Annotated in this window: 19 protein-coding genes; 11 read left to right on the top strand and 8 right to left on the bottom strand. The window is 70.6% G+C overall.

Going from position 1 to position 21,575, the window contains the following annotated elements:
- Positions 1 to 11 precede the first annotated feature (11 nt).
- Both OG975_RS45030 and sthA read right to left on the bottom strand, forming a co-directional pair.
- Positions 12 to 1,265, bottom strand: coding sequence for an epoxide hydrolase family protein (locus OG975_RS45030; protein WP_406335518.1), 1,254 nt, complete (start codon positions 1,263 to 1,265; stop codon positions 12 to 14).
- Between the two features lie 154 nt (positions 1,266 to 1,419).
- Positions 1,420 to 2,823 (bottom strand): Si-specific NAD(P)(+) transhydrogenase, encoded by a 1,404-nt coding sequence (gene sthA / locus OG975_RS45025; protein WP_406335516.1) that lies wholly within the window; start codon positions 2,821 to 2,823, stop codon positions 1,420 to 1,422.
- A gap of 222 nt (positions 2,824 to 3,045) precedes the next feature.
- On the opposite strand from sthA, the gene OG975_RS45020 reads away from it, so the two are divergent.
- The 4 genes from OG975_RS45020 (at position 3,046) to OG975_RS45005 (ending at position 7,777) form a co-directional block, all read left to right on the top strand.
- Complete coding sequence (locus OG975_RS45020) at positions 3,046 to 3,522, top strand: hypothetical protein (protein ID WP_406335515.1); 477 nt, start codon at positions 3,046 to 3,048, stop codon at positions 3,520 to 3,522.
- A gap of 195 nt (positions 3,523 to 3,717) precedes the next feature.
- Positions 3,718 to 4,701 carry an ankyrin repeat domain-containing protein gene (locus OG975_RS45015; RefSeq protein WP_406335514.1) on the top strand — a complete coding sequence of 328 codons (984 nt, stop codon included), beginning with the start codon at positions 3,718 to 3,720 and terminating at the stop codon, positions 4,699 to 4,701.
- 253 nt (positions 4,702 to 4,954) lie between these two features.
- Positions 4,955 to 5,644, top strand: coding sequence for a restriction endonuclease (locus OG975_RS45010; protein WP_406335513.1), 690 nt, complete (start codon positions 4,955 to 4,957; stop codon positions 5,642 to 5,644).
- Positions 5,645 to 5,875: 231 nt separating this feature from the next.
- The gene (locus OG975_RS45005) at positions 5,876 to 7,777 is read left to right on the top strand and encodes an AMP-dependent synthetase/ligase (protein WP_406335511.1); all 1,902 of its coding nucleotides are present in this window, start codon (positions 5,876 to 5,878) and stop codon (positions 7,775 to 7,777) included.
- A 220-nt stretch (positions 7,778 to 7,997) separates the two neighbouring features.
- Here OG975_RS45005 and OG975_RS45000 read toward each other — a convergent pair whose 3' ends face one another.
- The 4 genes from OG975_RS45000 to OG975_RS44985 all read right to left on the bottom strand — a co-directional run bounded on the left by OG975_RS45000 (position 7,998) and on the right by OG975_RS44985 (position 12,132).
- Positions 7,998 to 9,866 (bottom strand): sensor histidine kinase, encoded by a 1,869-nt coding sequence (locus OG975_RS45000; protein WP_406335510.1) that lies wholly within the window; start codon positions 9,864 to 9,866, stop codon positions 7,998 to 8,000.
- Entirely contained in the window at positions 9,863 to 10,561 is a 699-nt protein-coding gene (locus tag OG975_RS44995) for a response regulator transcription factor (protein ID WP_406335509.1), read from the bottom strand. The genes OG975_RS45000 and OG975_RS44995 overlap by 4 nt, the downstream gene beginning before the upstream one ends.
- Before the next feature lie 143 nt (positions 10,562 to 10,704).
- On the bottom strand, positions 10,705 to 11,466 hold the full coding sequence (locus OG975_RS44990) for a L,D-transpeptidase family protein (protein WP_406335508.1): 762 nt from the start codon (positions 11,464 to 11,466) through the stop codon (positions 10,705 to 10,707).
- 39 nt (positions 11,467 to 11,505) lie between these two features.
- The gene (locus tag OG975_RS44985) at positions 11,506 to 12,132 is read right to left on the bottom strand and encodes a DUF6629 family protein (RefSeq protein ID WP_406335507.1); all 627 of its coding nucleotides are present in this window, start codon (positions 12,130 to 12,132) and stop codon (positions 11,506 to 11,508) included.
- A gap of 267 nt (positions 12,133 to 12,399) precedes the next feature.
- On the opposite strand from OG975_RS44985, the gene OG975_RS44980 reads away from it, so the two are divergent.
- Both OG975_RS44980 and OG975_RS44975 read left to right on the top strand, forming a co-directional pair.
- Entirely contained in the window at positions 12,400 to 12,615 is a 216-nt protein-coding gene (locus OG975_RS44980) for a DUF4177 domain-containing protein (RefSeq protein WP_327434257.1), read from the top strand.
- A 187-nt stretch (positions 12,616 to 12,802) separates the two neighbouring features.
- Positions 12,803 to 13,606, top strand: coding sequence for a VOC family protein (locus OG975_RS44975; RefSeq protein WP_406335506.1), 804 nt, complete (start codon positions 12,803 to 12,805; stop codon positions 13,604 to 13,606).
- Between the two features lie 4 nt (positions 13,607 to 13,610).
- Here OG975_RS44975 and OG975_RS44970 read toward each other — a convergent pair whose 3' ends face one another.
- Positions 13,611 to 14,597 (bottom strand): DUF5937 family protein, encoded by a 987-nt coding sequence (locus OG975_RS44970; RefSeq protein WP_406335504.1) that lies wholly within the window; start codon positions 14,595 to 14,597, stop codon positions 13,611 to 13,613.
- Between the two features lie 154 nt (positions 14,598 to 14,751).
- On the opposite strand from OG975_RS44970, the gene OG975_RS44965 reads away from it, so the two are divergent.
- Positions 14,752 to 15,954 (top strand): MFS transporter, encoded by a 1,203-nt coding sequence (locus OG975_RS44965; protein WP_406335503.1) that lies wholly within the window; start codon positions 14,752 to 14,754, stop codon positions 15,952 to 15,954.
- Here OG975_RS44965 and OG975_RS44960 read toward each other — a convergent pair.
- On the bottom strand, positions 15,944 to 17,710 hold the full coding sequence (locus tag OG975_RS44960; RefSeq protein ID WP_406335502.1) for a hypothetical protein: 1,767 nt from the start codon (positions 17,708 to 17,710) through the stop codon (positions 15,944 to 15,946). The genes OG975_RS44965 and OG975_RS44960 overlap by 11 nt on opposite strands.
- 277 nt (positions 17,711 to 17,987) lie before the next feature.
- Here OG975_RS44960 and OG975_RS44955 point away from each other — a divergent pair, with 277 nt between their 5' ends.
- From OG975_RS44955 to OG975_RS44940, 4 genes are all read left to right on the top strand, one after another.
- Complete coding sequence (locus OG975_RS44955) at positions 17,988 to 18,440, top strand: cyclic nucleotide-binding domain-containing protein (RefSeq protein ID WP_327434252.1); 453 nt, start codon at positions 17,988 to 17,990, stop codon at positions 18,438 to 18,440.
- A gap of 42 nt (positions 18,441 to 18,482) precedes the next feature.
- A complete protein-coding gene (locus OG975_RS44950) occupies positions 18,483 to 19,316 on the top strand; it encodes an N-formylglutamate amidohydrolase (RefSeq protein WP_406335499.1) in 834 nt (277 codons plus the stop codon).
- 106 nt (positions 19,317 to 19,422) lie between these two features.
- Positions 19,423 to 20,247 carry an amidohydrolase family protein gene (locus OG975_RS44945; protein ID WP_406335498.1) on the top strand — a complete coding sequence of 275 codons (825 nt, stop codon included), beginning with the start codon at positions 19,423 to 19,425 and terminating at the stop codon, positions 20,245 to 20,247.
- Between the two features lie 48 nt (positions 20,248 to 20,295).
- The gene (locus OG975_RS44940) at positions 20,296 to 21,546 is read left to right on the top strand and encodes a DUF4032 domain-containing protein (RefSeq protein ID WP_406335497.1); all 1,251 of its coding nucleotides are present in this window, start codon (positions 20,296 to 20,298) and stop codon (positions 21,544 to 21,546) included.
- Positions 21,547 to 21,575: the final 29 nt, after the last annotated feature.

Raw genomic sequence — 21,575 nt, 5'->3', positions numbered from 1 at the left:
TTGAGGTCGTCTCACCCTGCCGACGGCGCGGCTCCGCGTCGGTTGCGGAAGGTACGGCGCAGGTCGTCGACCCAGGCGTCCGGGGTCTCCCAGGGGATGAAGTGGCCGCCGCTGTCGTGGGCGGTGAGGTTGACGTGGTGGTACCAATCGGCGCGGTCGCTGGAGAGCCAGCTCTGGATGCGCTGGTCGGTGGTGGTGACGCCGGGTGGGTTCTCGTAGCCGACGAAGGTGATGCCGGTGGGGGCCTCGATGACCGGTTGGCGGTCGTGGGAGGGCGCCCAGGGGTAGCGGTTGGCGTTGGCGTAGTAGCGCATCGAGGTTCCGATGGCGTTGTTGGCCCAGAAGATCGTGGCGTGAGTGAGGAGGTCGTCCTTGGAGAAGACGTTCTCCACATCGCCGTGATCGTCGCTCCAGCTCGCCCAGCGTTCCAGGATCCAGGCGAGCAGCCCGACCGGTGAGTCGGAGAGCCCGTGGGCGAGGGTGCTGGGGGCGAGGAGGTGGGCGGCCAGGTGGACGGCGAAGCGCCGCTCGTAGGCGACCAGTTGCCGGCGTACGGGCTCGGGCAGGCCTTCGGGGATCGGTTGCCCCCCGCTGAGGTCCCAGGCCCGGTCGCCGTTGAAGAAGGTGAGTTTCAGTCCGGAGCCGATGTGGATGCCGTGTAGTTCGTCGGCGTACTTGTGGCCGAGCTGGCCGGTGACGAGGGCGCCGACGTCGCATCCACCGGCGGCGTATTTCTGGTGGCCGAGCGTGTCGGTCATCAGGGTGTGCCAGAGGTCGGCGACCTTCCAGAAGTTCATGTCGGGGTGGTCCGGCAGCGGCGTGGAGAAGCCGAAACCGGGCAGGGAGGGGACGATGACGTCGAACGCATCGGCCGGGTCACCACCGAACGCGGCGGGGTCGGCGAGCGGGTCGACGACCTTGGACCAGTGCCAGAACGTCCAGGGCCAGCCGTGTGTGAGGATGAGCGGCGTGGGGTCGGGGCCGACGCCGGGTCGGCGCATGAAGTGGACCGGAACGCCCTGGACGTCGACCTTGTAGTGCTCGTATGCGTTGATCGCGGCTTCGGCCTTGCGCCAGTCGTAGTGATGGAGCCAGTGGTCGGCGAGCTCCTGGAGGTAGCCACGCCTGACGCCGTAGTACCCGTCCTCGTTGCCCGCGTCGTCGGCCCATCTCGTGAGCCGCAGCCGCGTCTTGAGGTCGTCGAGGACGGCGTCGGGCACATGGATGGGCACGGGCTCCAGCGGGAACCGCGCTGTGGCTGCCATGAGGATTCCTTCCGGGTCGGGAGAAGGCCGCGCTGCCGGTCAGCGCTCGGTGTCCATGAAAGCGGCCATCCGTGCCGACGCGGGCAGGGCGACGCCGATGGCGCGGCGTTCCTCGGGGTAAGGGCCTCGATCAGCTGCGAGAACCGGCGGTCCCTCAGTCCTTGAGACGGTCGATCTGCCGGATCTTGTTGGTGGCGTCGAGAGCGGCGACCTTGTAGGACTCGGCGAGTGTCGGGTAGTTGAACACCGCGTCGACCAGGTAGTCGACCGTGCCGCCGCAACCCATGACGGACTGGCCGATGTGGATGAGTTCGGTGGCGCCGGTGCCGAAGCAGTGGACGCCGAGCAGTTTGCGGTCGTCGGGCGAGACCAGCAGCTTGAGCATGCCGTGCGAGTCGCCGATGATCTGGCCCCGGGCCAGTTCGCGATAGCGGGAGATGCCGACCTCGAAAGGCACGCAGTCCTCGGTGAGTTGGTCCTCGGTCCGCCCGATGAAGCTGATTTCCGGGATGGTGTAGATGCCGATCGGCTGGAGGTCGTGCATCCGGTTCACCGGCTCGCCACAGGCGTGGTACGCCGCCGTGCGCCCCTGCTCCATCGAGGTGGCCGCCAGGGCGGGGAAGCCGATGACGTCACCGACGGCGTAGATGTGCGGCACCTCGGTGCGGTAGTGCTCGTCGACCGTGATCCGGCCGCGCCGGTCGGCGGACAATCCGGCCTTGTCCAGGTCGAGTTCGTCGGTCAGACCCTGCCGGCCCGCAGAGTACATGACGGTGTCGGCGGGGATCTTCTTGCCGCTCTCCAGGATGGTGAGGGTGCCTCGGGGGTGGCGTTCGACCGCGGCGACGGTCTCGCCGAACCGGAAGGTGACGGCCAGGTCCCGAAGGTGGTACTTCAGCGACTCGATCACCTCGACGTCGCAGAAGTCGAGCATCCCGGGCCGCTTCTCGACCACCGTGATCTTGCTGCCGAGGGCGGCGAACATGGAGGCGTACTCCATGCCGATCACACCGGCCCCGACGATGACCATGGAGCGCGGCACCTGCTCCAGGTTCAGCACGTTGTCCGAGTCCATGATCGTCCGCCCGTCGAACTCGACGGTCGCGGGCCTGGCCGGACGGGTGCCGGTGGCGATCACTATGTGCTCGGCGCTCAACTGCCGTTCATGGCCGTTCACTTCGCGCAGGACGATGGTGTGGTCGTCCAGGAAGCTGCCGGTGCCCGCGAAGAGCGAGACGTGGTTGCGTGACAGTTGGCTGCGGATGACGTCGACTTCGCGGCTGACCACGTGCTCGGTGCGCGCGGTCAGATCGGCGACGGTGATGTCGTCCTTCAAGCGGTAGCTCTGGCCGTACAGATCGCGCTGGGTGAGGCCGGTGAGATACAGGACCGCCTCACGCAGAGTCTTTGAGGGGATGGTCCCGGTGTGGATGGAGACCCCGCCGACCATGTCGGGGCGGTCGACGACGGCGACCCGGCGGCCGAGCTTGGCCGCAGCGATGGCAGCCTTCTGGCCGCCCGGGCCGGATCCGATGACGAGCATGTCGAAGTCAGGCACCCTCCGGAGTCTGTCAGTCGCGGGCCCTCCGTCGAAAGGGTGAACGGGGGACCATTCGCAAAGCATGGACGCCGAACCCGTCCCGGGGCCTCCGCCAGGGACGCCCCGGCCGGGCGGAGTTGGGGGTGAACGCCCGGGGCGGCACCGCCGCCATGCCCGACCGCCATCGCCTACGGTGCCGAGGAACAGGCGCATACATCGGCCAGGAAGGGCGTGGTGAACATGGGCGATCTCTTGCCGTACGTCGATGAACACACGACGGCGATCGCGGCCGGAACCGAGGTTGTCTGGCGCGTGCTGGGCAACATGCTGGACCGGTCGTCCTCACGTCCCGGCGCGGTCGGCTACGCGAGGCTGGTGAACTGCGCGGAGCGGACGGCGTCCGGACCACGTCCCCTTGCCGAGGGTTCGACGTTCCCGGGCTTCCGGGTGACGGCGGCGGTACCGGGACGTGAGCTGGTCCTGGAAGGGCGTCATCGATTCTCGACGTACGCCCTGACCTTCCGCCTCGAAGAACTCGGGCCGGACCGATCGCGCCTGCGGGCCGAAACGAGAGCCGCCTTCCCCGGCCTGACCGGCGGCCTCTACCGACGGCTCGTCATCGGGACGGGCGGGCACGGCGTGGGTGTGCGGCGACTGCTCGCGGGGATTCGCCGTCGATCCGAGGAGCTCTCGGGCGACGGTCACCGGGGTCGGTGACCTCGCGGGAAGCGGGGGCGCGCAGCGCACGGGCGGGACGCGCCGCGGGGGCGTCCCGCCCGGAAGGCATGCCTCATTTCCGGCTGAGATGACGGCGGTTGGAGTTCCGGATCGGTCCTCGCGACACGGCATGTCGGGGCGTTGTCACACCCGTCTGCGAGGGTATGTGTACGGGCGCCATGAGGAGTCGCCCTGATGGGGACCGGAGGGGGCATGGTGGCAGGTCGGGTTGGCGGCTGGGCAGGCGTGAGTTGGGAAGACTGGCGGGACTACGACGGCATTCGGCGGCGTCTCGATCAGGGCGCCGATCCGGAGGCCTGGAGCGGAGGACGGCCTCTGCACCGGGCGGCGGGGTTCGGCTCGCCGGAGGTCGTCGCGGAGCTGGCCGGACGGGTCGCGGACGTGGACGCGGCGGAGAACGGGACGACCGCGTTGTGGGAGGCCCTCTTCACCAACCGACCGGACAACGCGCGGGCCCTCGCGGCCGCCGGAGCAGATCTCTGGCGCCCCCAGATCGGCGGTTGGTCGCCGGGTCGGCTCAGCCTGGCCGGGCCGACGCCGGACCTGTTCGCGGTACCCGAGGGGGAACGCACGCTGACCGAGGCCGAACGCGCGGTGGCCAAGGAGGGCGGACGGCTGGTCGCGGCGCTGGGAAGCATCGACTACGACGGCACGGGCCTGGCATGCGTCGCCGGGATCGACGCCGAGGAAGCGATACGCCGCTTGGAGGCGACACCGGCGGAAGGCGAGGAACTGGACGAACTGATCGAGGATCCGTACGCGTACGACATGGACGAGACCCTGCAGATCATCGGTGTGACGACCGTGCCGGGCGGCTGTGTCGTCACCCAGCCGTGGGGGTACGCGCCACAGATGCCGGGCGTCCTGAGCCGGCTGTCCGTCGGCACCGTCTGCTACGGCCTGTACGCCAATCCCAAGAGCGGCAACCAGGGCAGCATCGCCCGCGACGGAGTCATCGAGGCGTGGGACCTCCACCCGGGCGGTGCACCGGACCTCGACGCCACACCCGGGGAAGTCCTGGCCGCCTACCTCTTCCAGAGCAGCGCGGTGGCCTACTCGTGCTCCTACGCGGGACTGCGGCCGACGGACGCGCGCGCCGTCGTCGGGCCGCCCGACGCATGGGTTGAACTGCCTGAGCGGGACTACTGGAGCAGCTAGCGGGACTCTGGAGCAGCTGACGCAGGACGCGTCGCAAACACCTCGGAGTGACGCCCCTGGTTGAACCGCCGCCGCCTGGCCGGATTTCGGCCTGCGTCGATCACGTCCCGCGGTCGTTCGTGACCCATTGTCAGTGGTCCTTGCCATGATGGGTCGTGGCACGGTGAGCGATCACATGACTACGGGAGGTACGGGTGCTTTGGATCGACGTGTGCGGGAAGAGCGGTAGAGCCTGTCGGCCGGGCGGTGCCCCTTGACGCGCCGTCGGCCGCCCGTCCGGTGGCGGGGGCGGCGGCCCAGCCGGCGGCAACGGGAGGCGGACGCACGACTGTTGGTGATCCTGGTGATCGCGGGCGCGGCCGTCCTGGTGCTCCGGTGGCTCGCGGACCACTGGTGGGTCGTCGTGACCGCTGTGGTGTTCGCGGGTCTCGCGGGCGCCGGGTGGTTGTACCGGGGTCGGCAGCGGGCGCGGTGGGAGGAAGTGCGGTCGCGCGGGCTGCGGTACGCGCTGGCACAGCTGGACGGGCTGCACCACCAGGAGTTCGAGCAGGCGGTACGGGAGTTGATGCGCCGTGACGGCTGCCCGGATTCCGCGCGGGTCGGTGGCCGTGGGGATCTGGGCGCGGACGTGAAGGCGACGGACCCGTTCGGGCGGCGCTGGGTGATCCAGTGCAAGCACCGCCGCGACGGGGATCGCGGGTCCGCGGTGGGCACACCGGATCTACAGGTCCTCAATGGCACGGCGCGACCCGTGCACCGGGCCGATGTGGCGGTCATGGTGACCAATGGCCGAATAACCGGCCCCGCGCGGGACTTCGCGGAGCAGCAGCGGCTCCACCTTGTCGACCGCCGGCTGCTCGCCACCTGGGCGGCGGGATCGCGACCGCTGTGGGAGCTGCTGCGGGCACTCCCACCGCCGCGCGGACGGTCCGCTCTGTCCTGACCGTCCATGACGAACAGAATGGGGCCTCGGGGAGCGCCTTGGGGAGCCTTGGGGAGGGGCTGGAGATGAAGAACCGTCCCGCGAAAGCGACGGTCGTGGGCCGGGAACTCGGCCGCGGGCGAGCTGCTCGGTGAATCGTGCACGGTCGTCGCCGGTGTGGGCTACATTCGGGAATCCTCGGCACCGGCGTCTCTGGGTGAGGCCACGTTGAGGAGAATTCCGGAGCGGCGAATGCACCAGTCCGAACTTCCTCGACCGGCCACAGCACTGATCCAGGGGGGACTCGCCGACAGTCTCTTCGAAGCGGCACACCGCACCCCTGACCTTCCGCAGCTGGCGCGCCGCCCCGATGCCTCCTCCACGTCCTGGACGCCGGTGACCGCCGCGGAACTGTGGGGCGAGGTGGTCGACCTGGCGCGGGGGCTTGTCACCTCGGGCATACGCCCGGGCGACCGCGTGGCCATCATGGCGCGTACGCGCTACGAGTGGACCGTGCTCAGCTATGCGCTGTGGTCGGTGGGCGCCGAAATCGTGCCGATCTATCCGACGTCGTCGCACGAGCAGGTCGCGTGGATTCTGAAGGACGCACACTGCGTCGCCGTGGTGGTCGAGGACGAGCAGGGGGTCATGACGGTCGGCTCGGCGTGCGCCGCGCTCCCGTTCCTGCGCCACGTCTGGCAGTTGGACAGCGGGGCGCTGCCGCAGCTGGTCGAGCGGGGCCGGGCGATACCGGCGACGGCGGTCGACTCGCTGCGCCGGATCGTGCTGCCCGACTCGACCGCGGTCATCGCCTACACCTCCGGCACGACGGGCCACCCGAGGGGCTGCGCCTTGACGCACCGCAACCTGGCGAGCCCCTGCGACACGCTGCTCGAAGGCTGGAGACATACGGCGGCTCCTCCCGGAGAGCAGCCCGCCATCCTCGCCTTCCTGCCCTTCTCCCACGTGTACGGCCTGATGATCCAGGGGCTTTGTCTGCGTGGCGGCATCCTGATGGGGCACGAGCCCGATCTCGGGGAGGGGGCGCTCTCCGCGGCGCTGCTGTCCTTCCGGCCGACCTACCTGTACGCGGTTCCGTCCGTCTTCGAGAAGATCTACAAGAACTTCCTGCGGGCGGCCCAGCAGACGGGCCGCGCCTCACTGTTCGAGCGTGCCGTCCGCACCGCGCAGGATTTCGCCCTCGCCGAAGAACGTCATCGGCTGGGCAAGGGTTCGGGCCCCGGCTTCGACCTGCGACTGCAGCACTCGCTCTACGAGAAGACGGTGTACAAGAAGTTGCGCGCCGCGCTGGGCGGACGGGTATGTGGCGCGGTGTCGGGCGGCTCGCCCCTGAATCGTGAACTCGCCCTCTTCTACGCGGGAATCGGAATCTTCGTGCACGACGGATACGGGCTCACGGAGACAGCCGGAGGAATTACCGCACAGCCCGTGGGACGCGAGAAGTTCGGAACGGTCGGACGCCCGCTGCCGGGCACGGACATCCATGTGGCCGACGACGGGGAGATCTTCGTGTCGGGGCCCTCGGTGTTCCAGGGATACCTCAACGACGCCCTGGCCACTCAGGACTCGTTCCTGGACGGTTGGCTGGCCACGGGCGACGTCGGGCGTCTCGACTTCGAGGGATATCTGACCATCACCGGGCGCAAGAAGGAGATCATCATCACGAGTAGTGGAAAGAGTGTGGCTCCCGCGGCTCTCGAAGAGCGCCTGCGGGTCCACCCGCTCATCCACCAAGCCGTGGTGGTGGGTGACAACCGCCCTTGCGTGGGGGCGCTCATCACTCTGGATCCCGAATTCGTCGCGCACTGGCGCGCGTCCCGGTCCAGGGGCGAAACACCGGTCCGGGACGCGCGCGAGGAGAACGAATTGCGGGAGGAGGTCAGACGCGCGGTCGCCGCGGCCAACAGCACCGTGTCCCGCTCGGAATCCATTCGGGTGTTCCGTGTTCTCCCGGAGCCCTTCGATCTGGCCAATGGATTGCTGACGCCCTCGATGAAGTTGCGCCGGGATGCGATCACTCAGCGGTTCGCCGCCGAGATCGAGGCGATGTATCAGACGTCGTCGCGGGTTCCGCGGGAGTACGCGTCCAGTGACTCCTCGATCTGGGAGGACTCGGACAACGTATTCCGGTGAAGGTGAAAGGGGCGGGCGCCGTCGCGGTGCGGGACGTATGTGCCTCCCAGGAGGGCCCTCAGAGGCGTCACACGGCCCCTGACTTCCGGCTGCTTGGTGGTGGTGTTCATACGGACACCTTGCGCGAAGGCGGTCGGGGCAACCAGATCCCTCCGGAGAGCAGGACCGCTGGTCCTGGTAGCGACGCCACCACGATCGGCGGGAATGCGCCGGTCACAGGTCAGTCGGCCCCGACGGCGGCGGAAGAGGGCTCCATCGCGCAGGGTAGCCGCAGGGTGAAGACCGAGCCCGCGCCGAGGTCGCTGGTCACGGTGACGGTTCCGCCGTGGGCGGCGACGAGTTGGCGGACGATGGGCAGGCCGAGCCCGCTGCCGCCGGTGCGCCGGCTGCGGGACTTCTCGGCCCTCCAGAACCGGTCGAAGACGCTGGGCAGATCCTCAGGAGCGATACCGCTGCCGGTGTCGGCCACCTCGAGGACGACCTGACCGTCCTGGCTGCGGGCGGACAGGGTGATCGTGCCGCCGGACGGAGTGTGGCGTGTCGCGTTGGACACCAGGTTGCCCAGCGCCTGCCGCATCCGCACCGGATCCGCGTCGAGCCACGGCGAGCCGTCCACGCGTGTGAGCAGGCGGATGCCCGCCGCCTCGGTCCCCACGCGGTGTGCCGCGGCGACCTGTTCGAGAAGCTCGTCGGCACGGACCTCCTCGCGGTGCAGCCCGAGGGCACCCGCGTCGGCGGCGGCCAGGTCCTGCAGGTCGTCGATGACGCGCTGGAGGAGCACCGCCTCCTCGTGCAGGGAGGCGAGCAGTTCCGGGTCGGGGTCGACGATGCCGTCGCGGGTCACTTCCAGCCAGCCCCGGATGTTGGTGAGCGGGGTGCGCAGTTCATGGGCGATGTCGCTGACCATCGCCTTGCGCTGGGCCTCCATGCGTTCGCGTCGCTCGGTCAGCTCGTTGAACGCCAGGGCCAGGATGCCGGTCTCGTCCCGCGTGGTGACGGGAACCCGCACATGCTGCTCCGGCGGCTGCTGTGCGGCCTGCGTCAACGCGCGCAGGGGGCGTACGAGCCGGGTGGCGACCAGCGCGGTCACGGCCACGGTGAGGGCGAGGACGAGACCGGCGACACCCACGACCTTGGCCTTGTTGGCCGTGGACAGGTTGAAGCGCGGGACGGCGCTGTCCCCCGTGCCCAGGAACAGCTCGGCGGCCGGGGCGACATAGGGAGCGAGCTGTTCCCGGCGTGCGCTGTCGACGCACTTGTTCGTCGTCGCGGTCGCCGCGTCGCGCCCCCCATTCCGGATCTTTTCCAGCACGAAGCGGGGCCGCATGGTCGTGGCCGTGAGGTCGACGGTGAGGGCGGTGGGTGAGGCGAGGTGCACGTCATGGCGGCTCAGACACGCCTCCGTGTCCTTCGTCAATGCGGCCAGGGCCCTCTTCTCCGTCGGGGTGGGGGTGTAGAGCTTCCCGTCCGCGCACGCATCCGGCACATAACCGGACTCGGGGCTCCCGTCCGCGGTCGTGAGGACGGAACGGCCGCTGGGCGTACGCGTGATGTCGGTGTCGATTCCGTTGCGCGCGAAGCAGTCGTGCCGCACGAGGGCGAGCTTGTCCACACGGAGGCGCTCCTTGACCGTCAGCCGGTAGGGGCCCACCGCCCGCGGATCGATGCCGCTGAGCTGTGCTCCCGGCTCCGTGAAGGTGTCGGTGTGCAACGGGTCGACCGTGGCGGCGGCACGGGGCGGCAGGGCGGTCTTCTGAACCGCGGAGTCCGTGATCGCCTTACGGTCCGAGGTCGTCAGCGCGATACGCCGCCCGGTCTTGTCCGACAGCGTCCGTACGGTCTTCTCCACGCCGGACCAGTCGGGATGGGTGGCCGCGTATCCGCTGAGCTGCCGGAGGATGTCCATGTCGTCGGCGAGTACCTGGCCCTGCTCCTCCTGGAGGGCGCGGGTGGTGATCTGCATCGCGAGCCAGGCGGTCGCCGCCACGGAACACACGGCGATGAGCACGGAGGTGATCAGCAGCCGCACCAGGAGGCTCTTGCGCAGCGGGATGGCGCGGCTCCTGCCCGGGGGCGTTCCGCGGCTCACGCCCGGTCTCCCTTGAGCTTGTATCCCACGCCGAAGACCGTCAGCAGGCGGACCGGTCTGCGGGGGTCCGCCTCGATCTTCCTGCGCAGGTTCATGATGTGCACGTCGATGGCCCGCTCGGTCGACGCCCGGTCGATGCCCCTGGTGCGGTGCAGCAACTGCCTGCGGGAGAACACCCGCTCGGGTTCGGTCACCATCGCCAGCAGGATCTCGTACTCGGCCGGGGTGCATTCCACGGGCGAGCCCTCGCAGACCACCTCGTGCCGTGCCGGGTCCACCGCGATTCCTGCGGCACGGACGACCGGATCGTCGCGCTGTTCGGCGGCGGGTCGTCCGCTGCGCCGCAGCACGGTGCGGATGCGGGCCATCAGCTCGCGCGGACTGTAGGGCTTGGTCATGTAGTCGTCCGCGCCGAGCTCCAGGCCGAGCAGGACGTCGTCCTCCGTGGAGCGGGCGGTCAGCATGAGTACGGGAATGTCGTCGTTCTGCCGCAGCACCCGGCACACCCCGAAGCCGTCGACCACCGGGAGCATCAGGTCCAGGACGACGAGGTCCGGACGGTGGCGTCGAGCCTCGTCCAGAGCCGCCCCGCCGTCATGGACCACGGTGGCGGTGTGTCCCTCCTTCAGCAGTGAGCGGCGTATCAGCTCCGCCTGCTTCTCGTCGTCCTCCGCGACCAGCACATATGCGCACACGCGGCCGATGCTAAGCGCACAAGGGCGGGAAAAGTGCGGGTGAGAGGGGCTTGCCACACCCTGACACCTTCCTCACAACTGCCTGCGATGCTCGCGGGCAGACCCTCATGTGCGGGCCCCGCCGGCCTGCCGCGCCGGGTGGTTCAGCGTCTGAGGGAGGCGGCGTCGCCCATCACGACGACGGGGTCGCGGTCGGGATCCACCGCGCGCAGCAGCTCCCTCATGTGGTTCTTGCGGAGACTGACGCAGCCGTGCGTGGGACCGCCGTGGTCGACGTGCAGCCAGACGCCGCCGCCTCGGCCCGCGCCCAGGGGGCGGGTCCAGTCCAGGGGTGTGGTGCCGGGCCTGCGGTTGTAGTTGATGGCGATCACATAGTCGAAGGAGCCGGTCAGGGGCTCGCCCTCGAAGCCCGTGCCGGGTGCGGTGAAGGCGCCTGAGTGGTCGTACGGGAGCCGGGTACCGGGGTCGGGCAGCAGCCCGCCGGCGTCCGTGAGGGTGTAGACGCCGATGGGCGAGTGGAGGTCACCGGCGCGGTGGTGGTCGGTCCATCCCCTCAGGGCGTTGTGCGCGGGCCAGCTCGGTCCCGCCTGCCAGCCCGCCTCCGTGCGCTCGTACAACACCACTGTGGATATCGGGGAGTTCCTGCCCCGGCCGGTCACCACGACGGCCTGGCGGGTCGTCGACGGGACGGCGGCCAAGGTCTTGGGCCCGAGACCGGGCAGCTGCTGAGGTGCCACGTCCAGGGATGCGGTGGGCGTGGGAGCGGAGGTTGCCACGCGTTCCCTCACCGCGGGGCCGCCGGCTCCTTGGCCCATCGTTTCCACCGTGCCGCCGGCTCCGCAGCCGACGAGCAGGAACGAGGCGGCCAGAACCACCGCCGGAACACGCTGTACGGGATCGATCATGCGTCGACCCTGACCGACAGATATGAGGAACTCGTCAGGTCAGGCCACCCGGGTGACCGCTCCCCTTCCGCGCACCCACCCGAGCAGGGCCACCGAGCTCACCGCCGCGAACGCGCACCACGTCGAGACGAACTCCAGCTGCCACAGCGCCCAGCAGATCACCGCCCCCACGGCGACCAGGACACCGAGCAGCAGCAGGCCGCGATCACCGGAGAGCAGCAGTGCGCCGACGGTGGCGAGGAGATAGCCCGCGATGAGCAGTTCCGCGTGGGACAGGTCGACGATGTAGCCGAGGGCGTGGCCGCGGATCTCGGCCGTGGCGGGACGGGCGGCGAGAGCGTACGCCAGTGCCGCCGCGGTCGCGAGACCGGACGCGAGCGGGAGCGTCAACCGGCGCCGGGCGTGCCGCGGCGCCGCGCAGAGCACGCCCGCCGGTACCCACACCGCCAGCAGCGGAAGGGCGATCACGGCCCAGGCGACAGTGGCGGGACCGCTTCCTCCACCGGAGTCCCAGACCACGGACTCGACGATCTGGTGGGCGCCAAGCAGCAACGGCAGCGCGGCCAGCGGGAGATCCCCTGTTCTGCGCACCCGCGTCACACAGGCCACTCCGACAGCGGCGATACCGGCACCTGCTGCCAGATCGGCCGTCGCACTCCAGCACATCGCGTCACCCTGGGTCCGCCGTCACAAGATCCCGCCTTGGGGTGCGCCACGCTACGGGGCCCGGAAGCCATGCCCGTCGTTGACAGGAACGCCGAGGAACCCCGATCCGAGTCCACGTCACCTTCCGCCGAAGCGTGTGGGTGCCAACAATCCCTGAAGCTTCAACAAAGCCTTGTGTCAGGCGGGGCCCGCCCCTGTGCCGCGCCGGAGAACAGTGATTGGGTGGGCCCGGCCACGCCCAACGAAACGCAGGAGAGCCTCGCAGCCATGAGTAGCCCCTACACGTACGAGTACAAGGTCGTCACCTTCCGGGAGTCGCTGATCGGCGACGCGCTGGACAGCGGCAAGCTGGAGAAGGTCCTGAACAAGCACGCCGAGGACGGGTGGCAGCTCAAGGCGATCACCTCCGCCGACGTCAAGGGCCGCATAGGCCCCGGCGCGGTCGAGGGGCTGCTGCTGACGCTGGAGCGGCCGCGCGGATAGCCCGCGCGTAGTGCGCGAGGCGCCGAGGCGGGGGATGCTGGAGCTGATGGGACAGCGGATCCGCAGGTGCTACTGATGCCGTCGGAGGCCTTCCGGCACGGGAGGCCTCTTATGGCTGGGCTGATGCCGAGGGTCTGGCATGCACCCCGCGACCGCTGCCGGCCAGTGATGTCAGGACGGTACGGCGATGAAGAGCGACGGAACACTCCACCATGAGGTCGTCACCAGTCACTCGGTGTTCGGCGCGCCGTGCTGGGTCAGTCTGACCACACGCGATCTGCGGGCCGCGGAGGCCTTCTACCATGCCGTGCTGGGCTGGGAGTGGGCCTCGGACACCAAGATGGGCGATCAGTACAGGATCGCGCGCGTGGACAGAGTCCCGGTCGCGGGGGTCTCCGAGGTGGACTTCGTGGCGAAGACGGCTGTCGCCTGGACTCCCTACTTCGCGGTGTCGAGCGCGGACGAGACCGTCTCCAGGAGCCAGGAACGCGGGGGTACGACCGCGGTGGGGCCGATCTCGCTGCCGCCGGGGCGGGCGGCACTGCTGGCCGACCGGGACGGAGCGGTCTTCGGTATCTGGGAGGGCGAGCTGGTGGCCGGCTGGGAGGCGTGGCGCCGCGCGGCGCCGGCCTTCATCCGGCTGCACACCCGCGACGCCTTCGACGCCGCCATGTTCTACGGAGAGGTCCTGGGCTGGGCCTCCAAGGCCTCCGGATGCTGCGAGGTCCATTACGAAGAGAACGAGGTCGTGCTGCGCAGCCAGGGGGACATCGTGGCCCGGATCCACTCGGGCGCGGTGGAGGCGGCTCCCGATCCCACCATCAGGCCGCACTGGCAGATCCACTTCACGGTCTCCGACGTGGAGGCCTGTGCCCGGGCCGCGCGGGCCCACGGCGGCACGGCCCACCAGCAGGGGGTCGGCTCGACGGAGGCGGTCCTCATCGACCCCGACGGGGCGCACTTCACCGTGACCTCCGAGGCCGACGTGTAGGGGCTCAGGCCCCAGCTGCCAGCGCCTCCCCCAGTGCCGTGCGCCCGTAGAGGACGTACGGGCCCCGCCGGTGCGACACCAGCAGCCCCGCCTCGCGCAGCACCGACAGATGGGCCGAGACGGACGAGGGAGCCAGGCCGTGGCGGTCCGCCAGGGCCGTCGTCGAAGCGGGCCTGTGGAGGCCGGTGAGGATGGCGGCGCGGTGGTGGCCCAGCAGCCGGGCCAGGGCCGTGGGCGCCTCGGCGGCCGGGGCCGGCGGGAGGCCTGGGCCGCGCGCCGGATAGATGACCGTCGGCTGCCAGGGCCGGGCGAAGCCGCTCACCACGTCCGGCCGCACGAAGACGCTGGGCATCAGCAGGATGCCCCGGCCGTCGGCGCCCTGTGCCTCCTGGTGGTCGGCGTACATGCGCAGGGTGAGGGTGTCGTCCGCCCAGTCGATCCCCGGGTGCAGGTCGCCGAAGAGCGCTTCGAGGCCGCCGTCCGCCAACTGCCGTGTGCGGTGGGCGATATCGGCCTCCAGTACGGCCTGGTGGCGCGGCCAGTCCGGTGCGAGCAGCGCCTGCCAGGCCCGCTCGGTGAGGTCGGCGAGCCGTCGCACGGTGGCCGCGGGGTCGTCCAACGCAGCGCGCCCGTACGGCGATTCGGTGGCGCCCGGCGTGCACGCGAGCGAACGCGCCAGCTCCGCATGGGCCATGGCCGGGTCGGTGGCCCGCATCCGCGCGATTTCCTGCTCGAAGGAGGCGTTCGGGGTCTCGGGCGGCGGTCCCAGGAAGTCCGGGGTGTAGCCGCCCTTGCGGGGGATGAACAGCCACAGCTCCGACAGGTCCAGGCCCGCCACGGTGTCGCGTACGCGCCGCAGCCAGTCCCGGTGGAAGGCGTGCCGGGCCGGCCGCCGCAGCATGCGCAGCGCCTCGTGCGTCTGGCAGAGCGGGGACACCGCGAACCGGCACCGGGTCAGGTCGTCGGTGCCCAGGCGCAGAGTCAGCGGCAAAACGGCCTCCGGTGAGCCTCGATGAGCCTTCGACGAGCCTTCCACGAGTGATTCGGCTCCAGCCGAAAGAGTAGAAGGCCGTGCGAGCGCCCCGCACGCTTGCCCGTGGCCGCACCCGGCCACTCTCAACAACCCGTCGCAGAAAGGCTCGTTGATGGGGAGCGAACGCCTCACCGCCTGGCGCAGAGGTGCCGTCGTCGCGGCGCTCATGCTGGCCGCCTTCACCTTCAACACCACGGAGAATCTGCCGGTCGGGCTGCTCTCCCTCATCTCGGACGACCTGCGTGTGCCGCTGGCGTCCGTCGGAATGCTGGTCACCGGCTACGGCCTGACCGTGGCCGTCGTGTCACTGCCCCTCGCGCACCTGACCCGGTCGATCCCGCGCCGACATGTGCTGTCGGGCCTGCTGGCGCTGCTCGTGCTGGCCAGCTGGGTCTCGGCACTGGGTGCCCTCTCCTACGGGTTCCTGCTCGGGGCACGCGTGGCGACCGCGCTGGCCCAGGCGCTGTTCTGGGCGGTGATGGGTCCGGTCGCGGTGGGGCTGTTCCCGCCCGAGCGGCGCGGCCGGGTCATCGGGCTGCTGTCGGTCGGGGGTTCCCTCGCCACGGTGCTCGGGGTACCGGCCGGTACCTGGCTGGGCGGGCACAGCGGCTGGCGGGCGCCGTTTCTGGTCCTGGGCGCGATCGGACTCGTATCGCTCGTCGCGATCGCCGTCCTGCTGCCGACCTCGCGTGCGGAGGAGGGGCATGCCGCGTACGGGGCCGCTCCCGACGCCCGCCGGTTCGCCGTGGTGCTGGCCACCACCGCGCTGTCCGTGACCGGAGCCTTCGCGGGATTCACGTATGTGGTCGCCTTCCTCGACGAGGTGAGCGGGTTCTCGGAGGGCTCGGTGAGCGCGCTGCTGATGGTGTTCGGGGTGGCGGGGATCGCGGGCGTCACCGCGGCCGGGCCGCTCCTCGACCGCTTCCCGCGCGGGACACTGACCGTCCCGGTGGCGGCCCAGGCGGTGGCCCTGCTCGGCCTGTACGCGGGCGGTGGCAGCCAGCCGGTGACCGTCGCCATGCTGATGCTGCTCGGCGCTTCCCTGGGACCCGTCTTCATGGCCACACAGAGCCAGGTGCTCCATGTCGCGCCCGGGCGCACCGAGTTGGCCCTGGCGGCGAACTCGGCCGCTTTCAACACGGGGGTGGCGGCGGGCGCGCTGACCGGAGGCGCCCTGCTGTCCGCCGTGGGGGTGCGCGGAACGTTCCTGATCGGCGGGCTGCTGACCGCCGGGGCACTGGCGGTGCTGACGTGGCCCGTGCCCGCAGCGCTGACCGGCGGTTCGAAGGCCACTCCCCCGAGCCTCAGTTCGTAGCGGAGGCCTTGTGCGCCGCGGGAATCCGGTAGACGAACGACGGGTACGGGTCCGCGGTGACCCGCTGCCAGGCCGACCTGACCTCATCCGGAGCCTGCGCGCGGGCCACGGCGAAGGCGGTGAGGCAGGCGGCATGGACGTCGGTCTGGTCGGTGCGCCGGGTCAGGGCCAGCAGACTGCGCAGGGCGGTGACCGCCTCGTCGAGGCGGTCACCGGTGAGGTGGGCCTTGGCGGCGGTGCGCAGGGTGTTGGCGAGGGCGGAGAGGGTGACGGCGAGCCCGGTCTCGTACCGCTCGGGGTCGGTGCCCTCCATCAGCTCCCGCAGGATCGTCTCCGCCTCCTCGTAGCAGGCCAGTGCCCCCGCGTCGTTCCCGGCGTGTCGCAGTGCGCGGGCGAGGACCCGCAGGCGGCGGGGGGTCAGCGGCTGGTAGGTGTCCCAGTCGGACTCGGCCAGCCGACGGGTGATGGCCAGGGCCTCGCGGCCGGCGGCCACGGCTGCGTCCGGGCTGCCCGTGCCGTAGTACCGAATGGTGAGATTGGCCAGCGCCCGGGCCAGTTCCGGTTCGTAGGTCTGGGGACTGCGCTCCGCGGCGCTGCGATACGCGGCCACGCTCTGTTCGCCCGCCTCGACTGCCTCACGGTCGGCGCCTTCCGCCTCGCAGCAGAAGGCCAAGTCGTCCAGGGCCTGGGCGCGTCTCGGTTCGTAGACCTCGGGGCTGCTTACGGTGAGCCGGGTGCACAGATCGGCCAACTCCCGCAGCGCCGAGCGCTCTTCGCCGGTCTTCTTCAGCCGGCCCAGGTGGTGGGCCAGGCACTCCAGGGCCTCGACCAGCCACGGTTCGCCGATGGCCGCATTCCGCTCGGCCAGCGTGCGGCTCACGGCGACGGCCTGCTCCGCGGTCTCGCGCGCCCGGGGAAGGTCACCGGTCAATTCCTGGCACCGGGCCAGGTCGGTCAGGAGCCGGGCACGCAGTGGCAGCATGATCTCCGGGTAGATCCACGCGGGGATCTCGTCCGTCGCTTCCCGGGCCTCGGCTCCGACCTCGACAGCCTCACCGTACCGACCGAGCGCGCGCAGTCCGCCGGTCAGCTCGACCAGCACGCGGGGCTTCACCAGCTGCACGCGTTGCTGCTGTCTGAACGACATGTCCCGAAGCAGCCCGGCGCACTCCTCGTAGACAGCGACGGACTCCTCCGCACGACCGAGGCCGCCCAGCACCAGCGCGTAGGTGCGCAGGGCGCCGGCAAGGGTCCCCAGCGGCCTGTCCCGGCGCCGGGGCAGGGCATGCCGGTACGCCGCCACGCATTCCCGGGCCGCCTCCAAAGCCTCCTCGAGCCGACCGGCCTCGGTCAGCGTCTGAGCTCGGGTGTGCAGGACGGAGGCGGCCTGTGCCCGGGACGTTCGGGCGCCAGGGACCGTCAGGGACTCGTCGGCCGCCATCAGCGCATCCTGATGACGGCCGGCCAGGAGCAGCGCGTTGGCGTACAGGGCCAGGGCGCGGGCCAGACCGTCCCGGTCACGTCGCCGAGGGTGCTCACCCACGAGAAGGCTGCGGTACGCGGCGACGGCCTCCGCGCTCCATGCGACGCGTCGCGCCGGCGGCTGTGGCCGCATCCACACCCACCCCGGTGTGAGGCACCGCAGCAGCGCGGCGCCGAGCAACGGCCCACCCGCCCGCGGGCTGACCCGGGCCAGCGCACGCGGCAGGGGCAGCAGGATCCGCACCACACCCATCCGCTCCCCCTCACCCCTCATGCCAATGACGATCGGGCCCGCTCCCTGGTTGCACACCAGCTGCCATGAGTCCCACAGTCGTTGTCCGGCGCCGGATGAGGGGCCGGAGGTGCCGCATGGTGGGCGCGTTTCCTGGGCCCATTCCGACGGATTCCTGCCCCGACGCTCCGGATCCCGTGGAACCGGCTCCAATAGCCGGATCCCGTAGAACCGGCTCCAATGGAGAGTGACGGGATACGACCGGCACGACATCCGCGGAACGAGTCGCTTCTCCGCGGCGGCGCGATGGAGGTCCGCGATGCCCACAGCTCTCCGGCTCCTGCCCGCTCTCTCCCCCGAGCATCGCGAACGGCTGATGGGCGTGGCCCGCGAGGTCTCGTTCCCCGCGGACGGAAGGATCTTCGAGGCAGGGGGTACCGCGGACCGTTTCTGGGTGGTCCGCTCCGGGACGGTCTCCCTGTACCAGCGGGTCGTCGCGGACAGACGTATCTCCGTCGCGCAACTGGGCCCCGGCGATCTGCTCGGCTGGTCATGGCTGTTCCCGCCCCACACCTGGGATTTCGGCGCCGAGGCCTTCAGTCCCGTACGCGCCTATGAATTCGACGCGGCGCAGGTGCGGACTCTCTGCGACCAGGATCCGACGCTGGAGCTGTCCCTGACCCGGACGATCGGCGCCATCCTGGCCCACCGGCTGGAGACGACGCGGGCGGCGCTGATCGAGCACTACGCGCGCCACGGCGGCAGCCGGTGAGGGCAGGCCCTCGGGCCGGCCGGGCTGGGATAGGAATCTCGTATGGACGACACCCTGGATTCCCCGGACGCCCGTGATTCCTTCCAGCTTCTGCCCGGCGCGGCCGACTCGCCCGTGATCCTGCATGTGCCGCACTCCTCGCGGTCCGTACCGGCGTCTCTGCGCGACGGCATCGTGCTCGACGACGCGGGGCTGGAGCGCGAGTTGGACCACATCACGGACGCGCACACCGCGGAGCTTGCCGCGGCCGTCGCCGAGGCGGCCGACGTCACGCCGTGGCGGTTCGTGAACCGGCTGTCCCGGCTGGTGATCGATCCCGAGCGCTTTCCCGACGAACGGGAGGAGATGCTGGCCGTCGGGATGGGCGCGGTCTACACCCGGACCACGCATCGCGCGCCGCTGCGGCCCGCGGACGTCGATCCGCGGCCGCTGATCGACCGCTACTTCCACCCCTACGCACGGGCGATGACGACGGCGGTGGCCGACCGGCTGGCCGCCACCGGGCGGGCCGTGGTCGTCGACGTCCACTCGTATCCGGCGGCCCGGCTGCCCTACGAGCTGCACGGCGACGGTGCGCGGCCGCCGGTCTGCGTGGGGACCGACTCCTTTCACACACCGCCCGAGCTGGTCGCCCTCGCGGAGAAGGCGTTCGCGGGCGTGGGGGGTGTGGGGATCGACAGCCCGTTCTCCGGCGCGTACGTGCCGCTGCGGTTCTACGAACGGGAGCCGCGGGTCGCGGCCCTGATGGTGGAGATCCGGCGGGACACGTACATGACCGAACCGGGCGGTCCGGCGGGTCCGGGGCTGGCGCGCCTGGCCGCGGCGCTGACCGCGCTCGTCGATGCCGTGTCGATGTTCGATGCCGTGTCGACGTAGCCGTCGGGAGGTATCGCATCGAGGTGGCCGTCGGGCGCGATCACCCCTAGGGTCGGGGTAAGCAATCGCTTAGTCAGGTTGTCCGACCCAGGGGAGGCACGGGACCATGCCGGTCGTCGACGCGTGGATGCAGCACCCCACACTGCGTCATTCCAATCACGAGATGTTCGAGTCGCTGCGCCGGTGGACGGGCATGGAGCTGCTGAAGGAGCCGCTGCCGGTCGAGGTCACCGTCGCCGCGATGGCGGAGGCCGACGTGGAGATCGGCCTCTCGGCGGCCTGGTACGGGCCTCAGGGCGCCCTCATCAGCAATGACGAGGTCGCCGGGTTCGTCGCCCGGTCCGACGGGCGGCTGCGCGGTGTCGCGGGCGCCGATCTCACGAAGCCCGTCGCGGCCGTGCGGGAGCTGCGGCGGGCCGTCGAGGAGCTGGGCTTCGTGGCCCTGCGGATCGTGCCCTGGCTGTGGGAGCTGCCGCCCACCGACCGGCTCTACTATCCGCTGTACGCCGCCTGCGTCGAGCTCGGCGTCCCCTTCTGCACCCAGGTCGGGCACACCGGACCGCTGCGCCCCTCCGAGACCGGCCGGCCCATCCCGTACATCGACCAGGTCGCGCTCGACTTCCCCGAACTGACCATCGTCTGCGGGCACATCGGCTACCCGTGGACCACCGAGATGATCGCGGTGGCCGACAAGCACGCGAACGTCCACATCGACACCAGCGCGTACACCGCCCGCCGCTATCCGCCCGAGCTGGTGGAGTATCTGCGCGGCCGGGGACGGCACAAGGTCCTGTTCGGCACCAACTACCCCATGATCACGCCCGCTCGGGCGCTGGAACACCTCGCCGACCTGCGCCTCGACGACGAGACGACGGAGCTGTTCCTGTCGGGCAACGCCCGATCCGTCTTCCGCCTCCCGGATCATTCGTAGATGCTTGAGCCCGACACCGTTCGACCCTGAGGTGAGGGCAGCCCAGCGATGGCTTTGCAGATCAGCGCCACCAACCCGGAGCATCCCGCGCTCCTGCTCGAACTGCCCTGGCAGCTGCCCCTGGAGGAGTGGCCCGAGCACTACCTCGTGCCGCTGCCGCGCGGCATCTCCCGGCATGTGGTGCGCTACGCGCGCGCCGGGGACGAGGTGGTGGCCGTCAAGGAGCTCGCCGAGCGGCCCGCGGTGCGCGAGTACGAGCTGCTGCGCAGCCTGGACCGGATCGGCATCCCGGCGGTCGATCCGCTCGCCGTGGTGACCGGGCGCACCGACGGCGACGGCGAGCCGCTGGAACCCGTACTGATCACCCGGCACCTGGGCGGCTCGATGCCGTACCGGTCGATGTTCGAGACGACGATGCGTCCGGCCACCATGCACCGACTGATGGACGCGCTCGCGGTGCTGCTGGTGCGGCTGCATCTGGCGGGGTTCGCCTGGGGCGACTGCTCGCTGTCGAACACGCTGTTCCGGCGTGACGCCGGGGCGTACGCGGCGTATCTGGTGGACGCCGAGACCGGGGACCTGCACCCTCAGCTCAGCAGCGGGCAGCGCGAGTACGATCTCGATCTCGCCCGGGTCAACATCAGCGGGGAGCTGCTGGACCTGGAGGCGGCCGGAGCCCTGCACCCCTCGGTGGACCCGATCGAGTTCGGCATGGAGATCTGCGCGCGCTACCAGGGCCTGTGGGAGGAACTGACCCGCACGTCCGTGTATCCGGCGGGCAAGTACCACTACATCGACCGCCGGATACGCCGCCTCAACGACCTCGGTTTCGATGTCGCCGAGATGCAGATAGCCCACTCCGCCAACGGCGACACCGTCACCTTCGTCCCCAAGGTCGTCGACGCGGGCCACCATCAGCGTCAGCTGCTGCGGCTGACCGGGCTCGACACCGAGGAGAACCAGGCACGCCGGCTCCTGAACGACCTGGAGAGCTGGATGGCCACCCAGGACGACTACGCGCCCGGCGACCCCCTCGCCGCCCGCCCGGAGGTCCTCGCCCACCGCTGGGTGCGGGACGTGTTCCGGCCCACCGTCCGGGCCGTGCCGCTGGACCTGCGGGGATCCATGGACCCGGCCGAGGTCTACCACGAGCTCCTCGAACACCGCTGGTTCCTGTCCGAGCAGGCCCAGCACGACATCGGCCTGGACACGGCCGTCGAGGACTACGTCACGACCATCCTGCCCAAGGTCCGCGACGCCCTGCCGCCCCGGGCGGACGCCCCCGCGTCGCCTGCCTGAGAAGCCGGTTTCTGAGCAAAGGTGACCGA

Origin of the sequence: Streptomyces sp. NBC_00203, assembly GCF_045206325.1 — a bacterium.
Classification (GTDB): Bacteria; Actinomycetota; Actinomycetes; order Streptomycetales; family Streptomycetaceae; genus Streptomyces; species Streptomyces lutosisoli.
The sequence above is the reverse complement of the archived record's forward strand: the minus strand, read 5'-3'. Positions and strand labels throughout refer to the sequence as shown.